General features: G+C 61.0%; 9 protein-coding genes. All 9 read left to right on the forward strand.

Annotated features, from left to right (window positions below; all coding sequences use genetic code 11):
* Positions 1-102: 102 nt before the first annotated feature.
* Entirely contained in the window at positions 103-1,350 is a 1,248-nt protein-coding gene (locus BUC26_RS07245; RefSeq protein WP_073374759.1) for an aminotransferase class I/II-fold pyridoxal phosphate-dependent enzyme, read from the forward strand.
* Positions 1,351-1,416: 66 nt separating this feature from the next.
* The gene (locus BUC26_RS07250) at positions 1,417-2,775 is read left to right on the forward strand and encodes a PAS domain S-box protein (protein WP_073374760.1); all 1,359 of its coding nucleotides are present in this window, start codon (positions 1,417-1,419) and stop codon (positions 2,773-2,775) included.
* A gap of 4 nt (positions 2,776-2,779) precedes the next feature.
* Positions 2,780-3,421: a LysE family translocator gene (locus BUC26_RS07255; RefSeq protein ID WP_244155802.1), complete on the forward strand. Its 642-nt coding sequence runs from the start codon at positions 2,780-2,782 to the stop codon at positions 3,419-3,421.
* 155 nt (positions 3,422-3,576) lie between these two features.
* A complete protein-coding gene (gene lexA / locus BUC26_RS07260; RefSeq protein ID WP_073374761.1) occupies positions 3,577-4,215 on the forward strand; it encodes a transcriptional repressor LexA in 639 nt (212 codons plus the stop codon).
* 18 nt (positions 4,216-4,233) lie between these two features.
* Positions 4,234-5,118, forward strand: a complete 885-nt coding sequence (locus BUC26_RS07265) for a DUF72 domain-containing protein (RefSeq protein WP_244155803.1) — start codon at positions 4,234-4,236, stop codon at positions 5,116-5,118.
* A complete protein-coding gene (locus tag BUC26_RS07270; protein WP_073374766.1) occupies positions 5,087-6,268 on the forward strand; it encodes a DNA polymerase Y family protein in 1,182 nt (393 codons plus the stop codon). Before BUC26_RS07265 ends, BUC26_RS07270 begins: the two co-directional genes overlap by 32 nt.
* Before the next feature lie 30 nt (positions 6,269-6,298).
* On the forward strand, positions 6,299-9,283 hold the full coding sequence (locus tag BUC26_RS07275) for a DNA polymerase III subunit alpha (RefSeq protein ID WP_073374767.1): 2,985 nt from the start codon (positions 6,299-6,301) through the stop codon (positions 9,281-9,283).
* 347 nt (positions 9,284-9,630) lie between these two features.
* The gene (locus BUC26_RS07280; RefSeq protein ID WP_244155804.1) at positions 9,631-11,313 is read left to right on the forward strand and encodes an AMP-binding protein; all 1,683 of its coding nucleotides are present in this window, start codon (positions 9,631-9,633) and stop codon (positions 11,311-11,313) included.
* An 83-nt stretch (positions 11,314-11,396) separates the two neighbouring features.
* Positions 11,397-12,549: OmpP1/FadL family transporter (locus tag BUC26_RS07285; RefSeq protein ID WP_073374769.1), on the forward strand; the 1,153-nt coding region annotated here is incomplete at its 3' end.

Raw genomic sequence — 12,549 nt, forward strand, 5'->3', positions numbered from 1 at the left:
GCAAACGAGGTATGGTATTAACCGTATGGCTCGTAGCGCAGCAAGAATGAGATGCGGGAGAGGGATGCGGATCCCTTATCCTGCCGGAGGAATTATCAAGCGATGGAAAAGACGTTTCAGGTCAGGTTTGCCGAGCGCATGAATCAATTGCCGCCCTATCTGTTCGGCATGATCAACAAAATGAAAATGGAAAAACGGTGGCAGGGGGACGATGTCATCGATCTCGGCATGGGCAACCCGATCGATCCTGCTCCGGGGCCGGTGACCGAAAAGCTCTGTGAAGTGGCCATCGACCCGAAGACTCACCGTTATCCGGTGGCCGGCGGCATGAAAAACCTGAAGCGAGAAATAGCCCAGTATTACCAGCGTAATTACGGGGTAACCCTCAATGGAGAAAGCGATGTGATCTGCACCATCGGTTCCAAAGAGGGTATTTCGCATATGTGTCTTGCCCTGCTCGGGCCGGGCGATACGGTGATCGTCCCGGCGCCGGCCTTTCCGATTCACGTCTACGCGGCGGTTATCGCCGGGGCCAACGTATTGCGCATCCCGCTGACCACCGAGGATGTTTTTCTTGAACAGTTGGTCGGTATGTGCAGGTCGCTCTATCCCGGTCCGAAGCTGGTGATGCTCAATTTCCCGCACAATCCGACCGGCCGGCTGGCCTCGAAGGAATTGTTCGCCGAGGTGGTCAAATACGCTCGGCGGTACAATTTCATGGTGATCAATGATTTCGCCTACGCGAAAATAACCTTCGACGGGTATGTCGCGCCGAGTTTCCTCGAGGTGGAAGGGGGCCACGACGTGGGAGTCGAGTTCGGTTCGTTTTCAAAGTCCTACAACATGGCGGGCTGGCGCCTTGGTTATTGCGTCGGCAACGAGCGGATTATCGAAGGGTTGTCGAGGATCAAGGGCTATTATGACTACGGTATTTTCTCGGCGATCCAGGTTGCCGGCATCGTTGCCATGCGGGATTGTGACGACGACATCGGAGAACAGGCGCACGCCTACCAGAAGCGCAGGGACGTGCTCTGTGACGGGCTGGTCCGGATGGGCTGGGAGGTGGAGGTGCCCAAAGCCGGTATGTTTCTCTGGGTGAAGATTCCTCAGCCCTATGCGCGGATGGGGTCGGTCCGGTTCGCCGTGGAAATGATGAATCGCGCCAACGTGGCGGTTGCGCCGGGAGCCGGCTTCGGGGAGGAGGGCGATGGCTATCTCCGCCTGGCGTTGGTGGAAAATGAAAACCGCATCCGCCAGGCATTGAAACAAATGCGCCAAAGTCTCAGAGAGATCGATCGGGAAATTGAAAACGGTAGTTTCCGTCTCGAACAGGAAGATGCGCAGGGATGAGTCATACCGCCCCTGCTTTCCATCAGCGGCAGCTGAAGCAGCGGCGGCCGTTGCAGGAACCTTGTCGTGAAAGCGCCTGAGCAGAGCCTGTTCGTCACTATCTGTCTGCCGGTGTTCGGTGGACTGGCGGTATTGTTTCTTGTTGCCGGTTTTTTCTTTGGTGCTGGCACGCAGCAGCCGGTGGGGTGGGAAGTGATCCTGCAAATCACTATCGTCGCCGTGTTGCTGGCAGCAGGAGCGTCTTTTCTGGCGGGTTTGGCTGTCAAGCGGCTGGTGCTGCGGCCGGTTGAGCAATGTGCCGCAGTAGCCGAACGGGCCGCGGCCGGAGATTTCTCGGTTCGTCTGACCGGTCGGCCACGACTCGATGAACTCGGTCGCTGTTTTTCCGGGATCAATACGCTGATTGCCACCATTGCCGGGCATGTTGCTAGACTCCACGAGCTCAACGCCACGGCTGAGGCGATGACCAACGCCCTGAACAAGGATGAAGTGGTGCGCATCGTCGCCGAGGTTATCGAGGACCAGTTCGGGGTCTGCTGCCTGGGCATTTTTCCATGGGATCCGACCGGTCGGCAAGGTGGAGCCGGGAACCGCTTTATCGGTATGCTCGATGAAGCGAATCGAGCCGAATTGAACTCCGGCACGATTCAATGTGTCGATCCGGGACGGCGTACGGGTGATGCCGGGTCGCCGCGGGACGCCGTGTTGCTCCTCGTACCTGTCGTCGAGGCGCACGGCATGAGCCAGTTCATCGTTTTTTCCGGAGAGACCGATAGGCGGGAGTCCGGATCGGTGCTCGAGGATTTTGCCCGCACCCTGACCCGATTGATGAGCGCCTCGCTGGCCCGAATAGATACCCTGCATCAGATCACCCAAGCGGAAAGCAAGTATCGCGCCCTGTTCATGGCCTCCAACGGGGGAATCTTCCGCCTGACGGCCGACGGTATCTTCGAGGACCTTAACCCGGCGCTGGCGCATATGGGCGGTTATGCGACCGTCGAGGAGATGCGGGCCATGGTAACCGAAGCCGCGCAGGTCTTCGCCGAGCCCGCCGATCGTGACCGGTTTCTCGAGCAACTCGGCCGCAACGGCTGTGTCAAAGACTTTACGCTTGCTCTGGTTCGCCGGGACGGTTCCCGGTTTCCAGCCTCTCTGTCGGCACGCGCCGTTAGAAATCGACACGGGGAGTTGACGGCGATCGAAGGGGTCGTTGATGAATTGACCGAAGCGCGGCAGCGGGAGTTGGCCGAGACCGAACTGGCGAAGGCGAGAGCCGACTGTTGGGCCCAGACCGCCAGGGTAGCGGAGCTGGAGCGCGACAACCGTTCCCTACTTGACCGGCTGGCGTTATCGGAGCAAGATGCCGGTGAGCGTCGGGGTCATGGTGCACCGGACGTGACCACCATCGGCGAACCATCGGAGTGAGCGGATGCTGCTTGGTATTGAAAATCTGGCGGTATTCGTCGGTACCGGCATCCTGCTCAACCTCTACCCGGGCCCAGATACTCTCTACATTATCGGCCGCAGTCTGAGCCAGGGCCGGTCTGCCGGAGTCGCCGCGGCACTTGGTATCGGCACCGGCTCGATTGTTCATACCCTGCTTGGAGCCTTCGGCCTTTCCGCCATCATCACCGCTTCGGCGACCGCTTTTCTGCTGCTCAAGTATGCCGGCTGTGTCTATCTGATCTATCAAGGCGTGCAGTTGCTGCGCAGCACGCCGGCACCGGAGTCGGTTGGGGATCGATGGTCGCCGCGGGACGATTTGCTGCAGGTCTACCGGCAGGGAGCGGTGACCAATATCCTCAACCCGAAGGTGGCTCTTTTCTTCCTTGCTTTTCTGCCGCAATTCATTTCGCTGGCGAGCCCGAACAAACCCCTGTCATTCATCATTCTCGGCGCGTTGTTCGTCACCACCGGTACGATCTGGTGCCTGCTGGTGGCGCTGTTCTCTGCCGCGCTGAGCCGGCGGCTTCGCCAATCGCCGGGTACCTCCCGGCTGTTGCGCCGGATCAACGGCCTGCTTTTTCTCGGACTTGGCTTCAAGCTGGCAACGGCGCAGCTGGAGGCGTAGTCGCTGGCAGGTAGTTCCGGAGCGGCGCCCGTTTCGTTTCCTGTTTCCCGTTTCTCTTTCTCCGTCGGTGCCGCGACCCGCGAATGTACATTGACATTTACGGGTTATTCGCTAGAATAGTCGAAAAGTACATGTACATTATTGAGGCAAGGGTTATGGAGTTGACTGACAAACAGCGGGAATTCTACGAATACCTGAGGCGGTGCCGGCAGGACGACGGGAACCTGCCCAGTCTGCGCCGGGCAGCAGGTGAGCTCGGCGTCAGCCATACGGCGGTTGCGCAGCTTCTGGCGCAATTGGAAAAAAAGGGGATGGTGCGGCGCGAGGGACGCTATAGTCGCACTATCCGACTGTTGCCTGGAGCGGCTGTCCGCTCGTCCGGTTCCGCTGGGCGTGAGGTGCCGGTCCTCGGTCGGATCACCGCCGGCCTGCCGATGTCTGCCCAGCAGGAATGGGACGGCAGTGTGGTGGTTGATGGTGATCTATTTGGTGGGGACGAGCTGTTCTGCCTGCGGGTCAGCGGCGCTTCGATGCGCGACGCCGGCATCCTCGACGGCGATCTGGTGATCTGCGAGCCCCGACACTATGCGGAACAGGGGGAAATCGTCGTCGCGCTGATCCATCACGAAGAGGCCACGGTGAAGCGATTCTTCCGGCGGGCCGACACCATTGAGCTGCGTCCTGAAAATCCGGATTATCCGGCACAGCACTACGGCCTTGCGGAGGTGCTGGTGCAGGGCCGGGTGGTCGGTGTAGTCAGGGGCATGCACCCGATTTTTTCCCGCGCCGGTTGAACGATCTACGGAGGGGTGGTGAGACGAGCGGCGGACAGGCCCGGAATGGTGGTGTGGCCGGGCGGCGGACACGGCGGGAGGTGCAGCCTGCTGGCGGGAACCTGCGGCTATTCCTACCTGGAATGGGTGGACGGCGGTTTCTATCCGGCCGGCACCCGGCCCGCCGCCATGCTCGGTTTGTATGGCCGCAGCTTCTCCGTGGTCGAGCTCAACTACACCTGGTACCAGATGGCCCGGGCCGATGCTTTGGGGCGCATGGTTGCAGCGGCCCCCGATCACCTGTTGTTTGCGGCCAAATTGACACGGAGCATCACCCATGAACGAGAAGAGGATTGGCGCGATCAGGTACGGTTATACCGTCGCGGCATTGTCCCGCTGCAGCGGCGGCTGGTAGCCGTGCTGGTACAGTTGCCCCCCGATTTCGATCGAGGTGTCGCCAATCGCCGTTTTCTCGCGGAACTGCTTGACGCATTGCAGGGATTACCGGTCGCCGTGGAGTTCCGGCATGCCTCCTGGGCGACCGACTCGGTCTTTGCCGAGCTCGAGCGCCGGGCCGTCTCGCTGGTGACCGTCGATACGCCGGCCGTGCCGGGACTCTTTCCCGCGCTTGACGTGGTGACCAACCCGTCTCTGTTCTATGTGCGGTTTCACGGGCGGAACCTGTCGGGGTGGCGCAGTGGCTCGATGCAGAAAAAGTTCGATTACGACTATCGTGACGCGGAGTTGCGTCATTGGCTGGAAACCCGGCTGGCAGCCCTGGCCGGCCGCAGTGAGCGGGGTGTGCTGTTTTTCAACAACCATGTACGGGCCCAGGCACCGCGCAACGCCGCCCGTCTGTTGCGGCTCCTGGAGAACAACGGGGGGGCGGTGCATGAGCCGGGAACGGGCGGTCATTCATCTTAACGTCGCCGACTTTGCCGTTTCCGTCGAACGGGTCGTCGACCGTAGCCTATGCCGGTGGCCGGTGGTCGTCGCCCCGCCGGCTGCGGCCCGCTCAGTCGTTTACGACATGAGCGATGAGGCGTACGAAGACGGGGTGCGCAAGAATATGCCGTTGCGCCAGGCGCAACGGCTGTGCCGTCGGGCGCGAATCCTGCCGCCGCGGCCCGACTTGTATCGCCGGGCGATGCATGCCCTGGTTGCCGAGGCCAGGGGATACAGCCCGCGGCTCGAGCATGGCGCCGAGGACGGACATCTCTTCCTTGACCTGACCGGTACCTATCGTCTGCATGGTGCCGCGCCGGATGTCGGCTGGCGACTGCGCAAACAGGTCCGCGCCAGACTGGGAATCGACCCGATCTGGAGCCTGGCCGGTAACAAGCTGGTGGCCAAAGTAGCCTCACGTCTAGTCAAACCGACCGGCGAATATATTGTCGGTGGCGGTGAGGAATCGTCATTTTTGGCACCGCTGTCGGTCCTGCTGCTGCCCGGCCTGGCCGAACAGGAGGTGTGCCGGTTGCAGCACTTCAATATCGATCGAATCGGCCAGTTGGCGGCCCTGAGCCGGGGGCAGCTCTTGTCGGTTTTCGGCTGTCGCGGCGAGGTGCTGTTCCAGCTGAGCCGCGGGGTTGATAACGACGAGGTGCGGGCGGAAGGAGAGCGGTCTCCGGCGATCGAGCGTGAGTGGGTCTTTGCCGATGATGTCTGCGACCAGCGCCTGCTTGCCGGAGTCGTCGCCGGTCTGGCCGTTCGGCTCGGAATGGAACTGCGGGCGGCACGCCTGGTCACTCGTCGCCTGGTTCTGCAGATCTGCTATTCGGACGGGATCAGGGTGGTCCGCCAGGCCTGTCGGAAAAGCGGGACCGCCGATGATTTTCTGCTGCGCCGGTTGGCAGAACAGGCCCTGGAGCGGGCCTGTCGACGCCGCACCAGGGTGCGTAGTTGTCGGTTACTCTGTGATCGGCTGCAGCACCAGTCGCCGCAATTGCGCCTCTTTGCCGACCCATCTGAGCCGAGTGAAAGACGAGGACGATTGGTGCAGGCGTTGGATGGGGTGCGCCGACGGTTCGGTGTCGACGCCGTGCGTTTCGGCAGCCAGCCGAGTCTGGCCTGATCGATGGGAAAGCCTTGTCGGAGCGTGGCTATGGTTCCGTTGCGGGTTCGTTCCTGGTATTCCCTGCTGCGCGGTACGTCTTCGCCGGCATCTCTTTGCCGCCGGGCCCGCCGTTTTGGCTATCGCCGCCTAGCGCTGACCGACAGGAACACGCTGGCCGGGCTCTGGCCGTTTCTGAGAGCTTGTGAGCGAGAAGAAGTCAGTCCGCTGATCGGCGCTGAGCTGACCGATGGCACGGACCGTGGGCAGGTCGTCGTAGCCCTGGTCAAAGATGATCAGGGTTATCGCAATCTCTGCCGGTTGATCACCCGGGTCAAGGCCGGAGAAGGACTCGATCTCGCGACGGATCCGGCGTTGTCTGCCGGGTCGGTGCTGTTGACCGGTGATCCGGAGCGGCTGGCCGGGCTGCATGACGCCGGAATCGATGTTGCGGCGGATCTTGGCAACCGTCCGACCGAGACGGGCAGCCGTTTGCGTCGGCGTGCTCGGGAACTCGGGGTGGTGGCGGTGGCGACCCCGGACAGCGATCTGGGCGGCGAGGATGAGCGGCCGGTGCGGGACGTGCTGCAGGCAATCGGTTCCGGTACGATCCTGGGCCGGCATCAGGCGCCGGCGGCCGCGCCACTGGAGGCTCCGCAGAGCTATCGGCAGCGTTTTGCTGTCTGGCCGGAGGTGTTGTCGGCAACCGAAGCGCTTGCCGAGCGCTGCTCGTTTACCGGGCCCCGCTTCGGTGTGGTTATGCCGCCGTGGCACGGAGACGGTACCGTGAGCGGGGCCCAGGAGCTCCGGGCACAGGCGTATTGCGGGGCTTGCCGGCGCTATGGGGACGATCTGAGTGAAGCGGTGGTCGAACGGCTCGAGTATGAATTAAAGATCATTTGCCAGATGGGCTTTGCCTCCTATTTTCTGGTGGTACGTGATATCGTGCGGTCGCCGGCCGAGGAGGCTGCCGAGCGCCGCAGGATCTGCGGGCGCGGTTCCGGCGCAGCCTCGTTGGTCGCCTATTGCCTCGGCATCACCAATGTCTGCCCGATTCGTTATAACCTGTATTTCGAACGGTTTCTCAACCCGGGTCGCAGCGATCCGCCTGATATCGACGTCGATTTCGCCTGGGACGAGCGCGATGCGCTTCTGGAGCGGGTCTTCACCAGGTATGGCAGTCATGCGGCGATGGTCTGCAATCACGTCTGTTTCCAGCCGCGTTTGGCCATCCGGGAGACCGCGCGGGCCTGGGGCCTGCCGGCCGGTGAGATAGCGCGTTTGACGAAGCGGCTGCCGTGGTTCTACCGGCACGACCAGGACGATCTGGAGGAGCAGCTGAGCGGTTTGCCCACGCTTCGCGACCAGGATTTTTCCGGGCCGTGGCCGGACATTATCCGCCTGGCCAATCGTTTGATCGGACTGCCCCGTTACCTGTCGGTCCATCCGGGCGGGGTGGTGATCACGCCGCAACCGGTCAGTGACTATGTGCCGGTAGAGCGGGCCGCCAAAGGGGTGCCGATCATCCAATGGGAAAAAGACGGGGCCGAGCAGGCCGGACTGGTCAAGATCGATCTGCTCGGCAACCGCAGTCTGGGCGTTATCCGGGATGCCGTCGCCGCGCTGCGGGCCAACGGGACGACCCTGGTTGAAGATAACTGGCAGCCCGAAGACGACGAGGCCACCCGGGCGGCGATCGGCAGGGGCGAGACCATGGGCTGTTTCTATATCGAGAGCCCGGCCATGCGCCTGCTGCAACGCAAGGCGGGCAGCGGTGACTTTGAGCAAGTGGTCATCCAGTCGTCGATTATCCGGCCGGCCGCCAACGAGTTTGTCCGGGAGTATGTACGGCGTCTGCACGGTGGCACCTGGCAGCCGCTGCATCCGGCCCTGGAAGCGGTGCTTGACGAGACCTTCGGCCTGATGGTCTACCAGGAGGACGTCTCGCGGGTCGCGGTTGCTCTGGCCGGTTTTTCCCATGCCGAGGCCGATGGGCTGCGCAAGATCCTGTCGAAAAAGGATCGTCGTCGGCGGCTGCTCGATTATCACCGCCGCTTTTACGACGGTTGTCGGCGCCGCGGACTGGACGAGACAGACATCGAACGGATCTGGGCGATGATGATGAGCTTTGACGGCTATTCGTTCTGCAAGCCGCATTCGGCGTCCTACGCCCGGGTCTCCTTCCAGGCGGCCTGGCTGAAAACCCACGCGCCAGCCGAATTCATGGCCGCGGTGATCTCTAACCAGGGCGGCTACTATTCGACTTTTGCCTATGTGTCCGAGGCGAAACGGCTCGGATTGCAGGTCGATCCTCCCGATGTGTCGCTCAGCGGTTACCACTGGACCGGGCGGGAGAGACGTATCAGGGTAGGGTTGCAGACCGTTCGGGACCTGTCCCGGGAAACCGCCGATGGCATCGTTGCCGCGCGTCGTGTGATGCCGTTTTCCGGGATGGCAGATTTCCTTGAGCGGGTGCGCCCGGCCGACGACGAGATAAGCTCGCTGATCGATGGCGGTGCCGTGGACAGCCTGGCTCCCGGTGCCAATCGAAGCGTGTTGCACTGGCAGGCGGCGGCCTGTTCCGGGCTGCGGTCGGCGGCGCCGGGGCGTCTGTTCGCGCCGGCCCCGGCGGCTGCTCCACCGCTCCCCCCGCCGGCCGCCGTGGAGCAGCTCCGCCGGGAATACCGGGCGCTCGGCTTTCTCTGTCACTGTCATCCGCTCAGCTTGGTCAACGGGGTGGCGGCACGGGGGTTGGTCAAAATCGATGCGCTGGCGAGGTGTGTCGGCCGGACCATTGAGGTGGCCGGCTGGCTGCTGACCGGGAAAATGGTGGCGACCAAGGCCGGTGAGACCATGGAATTCCTGACTTTTGAGGACGAAACGGGACTGGTCGAGACGACCTTCTTCCCGCAGACGTACGAGCGCTGCGCCCATCTGTTGGCCGCGCAGCGGCCGTATCGGCTGAGAGGTCTGGTCGAATCGGACTACGGAGCCGTGAGCTTGACCGTGGACCGAGTCGAGCCGTTGCGCCGGTGAATTCTCCTGATTTCGGAGCGGCCGTGGCCGGGTCTGCCGGGCCGTCTTCCTGATTGACCAAGTCGTTAGGATTGTGTTATACCAAACCAACCGTTTTTGTCGGTAATTGGTATTATTCTAACGTTTTGAGCCTTTTGCAAAACTTAGATTTTCGTTCAAAATCAAGGCATGCGAAAAATTTTACCACAGGCATATAATTGATATTCCGAGGATAAAATTTTGAGCATAACGCAAAGTTTGGGCGAAAAGATTGTTTTGCAAATGGCTCGTTTTGCCAGAGAAACGAGGGCGTTCGCGCCGGTTCCCTTACCGTGAGGTAGCGCATGACAGATGGGCCTGATGTACGTATGACTCTGAATTTTATCATCGATTCGAGCCGGGAAAAATACGGGGATCTGGCAGCCGTTGGCATGGCCATGGAAGAACCGATTACCTACGAAGAGTTTCATGATCGGATCTGCGCCGTGGCTATACGCCTGCAACAGGAAGGGATTGCCAAAGGCGACCGGATCGCCCTGTTGGCCGAGAATTCCCATCATTGGGGAACCGCCTATCTGGCGATCGTGCGTCTCGGAGCGGTGGCGGTGCCGATCCTGCCGGATCTGCCGGAGGCCGATGTCCATCACATTCTGACGGAAATGAAGGCGAAGGTCACCTTCACCACGCAACGGCAGATCGAAAAGCTCTACGATCTGCGCGGCGACAAGATCCAGAAGCTGATTACCCTCGATGACTATCCCGGTACCGAAGGGCTGTTGCCCGTTGAGCCGTTCAACGCCTATTGCGAGGCGGCCCTCGCCGACTATCGCGAGCAAAAGGTGACCGGCGAGCTGCCTGCTTTTCCCGATGTCGCTGAAGATGACGTGGCCTCCATCCTCTACACCTCCGGCACGTCGGGATTTTCCAAAGCGGTCATGTTGAGTCACAAGAATCTTACGTCCAACGCCTATGCCGCGTCCACCCTTATGGAGGTAAAGCAGGGCAGTGTCTTCCTATCGATTCTGCCGATGTCACATACGTATGAATTCACTACCGGGTTTATCCTGCCGCTGCTGCTCGGCGCGCGCGTTGCCTACGCCGGCAAGACCCCGACACCGGCGATTCTGCAAAATCTCTGTGCCCAGGAAAAACCGTATGTGATGTTTGTCGTTCCCCTGGTCCTGGAGAAGATTTACAAAAAGCGGGTCCTGCCGAAGATCGAAAAGAGCCGCCTGTTAACCCTGGCATACCGTTTCGCTCCGGCGCGGCGCAGGATTAACCGCAAGATCGGCCGTAAACTGCTCGAATTTTTCGGCGGCAACCTGGCGATGATGGGTGTTGGCGGTGCCGCGCTCAACCCAGATGTCGAACAGTTTCTGGTCGAAGCGGGTTTCCCCTATCTGATCGGCTATGGATTGACCGAAGCGGCTCCGCTCATTGCCGGCGGACCCTTGGGCGATCCGACGATTGTCGTTGGTTCCAGCGGCAAGCCGATACCCGGTGTGGAGGTCAGAATCCTGGATCCTGACCCGGAATCGGAGATCGGTGAAATTCTTGCCCGTGGCCCGAATGTGATGCTCGGTTATTACAACGATGAAGATGCCACCCAGGAAGTGTTGTCGCCGGACGGCTGGCTGGCGACCGGCGACCTGGGCCGCATGGACGAGCAGGGGAACCTCTATATCAAGGGACGGTGCAAAAATGTCGTGGTCCTGGCCAGTGGTGAAAATATCTATCCCGAGGCGATCGAGCATAAGATCAACGCGGTCCACTGGGTGGTCGAATCACTGGTCGTGGAAAACGATAACAAGCTGATCGCCTGGGTCTACCCCGACTATGAATATATCGACGAGGCGACGGCCGGGCAGACCAGAGCACAGCGCCGCGATTTTCTTGAAAACCTGCTTGAAACGATGCGCAAGGAGGTGAACGGCCAACTGCCGTTGACCTCCCGTCTGGCCGAGGTCCTGGAGCGAAGAGAGCCATTCATTAAAACGGCGACGCACAAGATCAAGCGCTATCTCTACGACAAGAACGCTAAACGGTCATAACGGCACCGGATAGGGGAAGAACCGGTGTAATCGCCATCTTCGCGGTGGCTGGAGATGGCTAATCTCAAGATGAGGGAGTGAGGATGAAAAAGCGACTATCGATGGTGGTGGCTCTGGCCTCGGTGTTTGCGGTGAGTTCGGCCTATGCGTCGGGGTATCGGATCCCGGAACAGTCGGCGGATTCGGTGGCCAAGGCCGGTGCCCACATCGCCTCGGCAAAGGGCGCCGACGCGAGCTATTTCAATCCGGCAAACATGTCTTTCGCCGAGGACGGCTGGCTGACCGAGATCGACTTCACCTATATCCACCTGACCGAGATCGACTATACCGACGCTCGGTCGCCGCTGATGAACGGCACCTCGGATACCGAGAACTTCCTGTTGCCGACGGTATTCATGATCTCGCCCGATTTCTACAACTTCCGCTTCGGCTTTTCGGTAACGGCGCCGTTTGGCCTGGCCAAGCGCTGGGAGGACCCGTTCCCGGCCACCTATGCACGCAAGTTTTCACTGCAAGTCTTCGACATCAACCCGACGGTATCCTACGCGGTAACCGACTACCTGTCGATCAGCGGCGGCGTGCGGTTGCTGATGGCCAAAGCGATAGCCCGCAACGGCGGCAGAACGGCGGAAGGGATCGGATTCGATCGTGATCTGGAAGGAGACTGGGAAGCCGACTACGGCTACAACCTGGCGGTGGCGGTGCAGCCGATGGAGGCGTTGAACCTGTCGGTGACCTATCGTTCGCACGTCGATCTCGACCTGACCGGCGACGCGACGCTGAACACCAACTATCCGGCCCCGTATGTCTTCGAGTCGACCGGCAACGTGACGCTGCCGGCGCCGGCGGTATTGACGATAGCCGGTGCCTATACCTGGGAGAACCTGACGGTCGAGCTGGCCTGGGACCGGACCTTCTGGTCGGAGTACGAGGAGTTGGACATCCAGTATTCGACGCCGCTGCGTCACCCGGTGCTGGCCCAGATATTCGGCCCGCCGGTAGCGAAGAACTGGGATGATACCGATGCCTTCCGAATCAGTGCGACGTACGTGTTCAACGAGACGTTTACCGGCATGATCGGTTTCGCCATCGATGAGAATCCGGTGCCGGAGGAGACGCTGAGCTTCGAGCTGCCCGATTCGGATGCGATGCTGTTCTCGATCGGCGGACGGATAAAACTGAGCGAGCAGATGGAGCTGGGACTCGGCTTTCTCTACGACCTGAAAGACTCGCGCA

The organism is Desulfofustis glycolicus DSM 9705 (genome assembly GCF_900130015.1).
Classification (GTDB): domain Bacteria; phylum Desulfobacterota; class Desulfobulbia; order Desulfobulbales; family Desulfocapsaceae; genus Desulfofustis; species Desulfofustis glycolicus.

What these genes read in the sequence shown, in the direction of transcription:
- BUC26_RS07255 (WP_244155802.1), top strand. Translation starts at nt 2,780, where the DNA reads ATGCTGCTTGGTATTGAAAATCTGGCGGTATTCGTCGGTACCGGCATC.
- BUC26_RS07280 (WP_244155804.1), top strand. Translation starts at nt 9,631, where the DNA reads ATGACTCTGAATTTTATCATCGATTCGAGCCGGGAAAAATACGGGGAT.
- BUC26_RS07245 (WP_073374759.1), top strand. Translation starts at nt 103, where the DNA reads ATGGAAAAGACGTTTCAGGTCAGGTTTGCCGAGCGCATGAATCAATTG.
- BUC26_RS07275 (WP_073374767.1), top strand. Translation starts at nt 6,299, where the DNA reads ATGGTTCCGTTGCGGGTTCGTTCCTGGTATTCCCTGCTGCGCGGTACG.
- BUC26_RS07270 (WP_073374766.1), top strand. Translation starts at nt 5,087, where the DNA reads ATGAGCCGGGAACGGGCGGTCATTCATCTTAACGTCGCCGACTTTGCC.
- lexA (WP_073374761.1), top strand. Translation starts at nt 3,577, where the DNA reads ATGGAGTTGACTGACAAACAGCGGGAATTCTACGAATACCTGAGGCGG.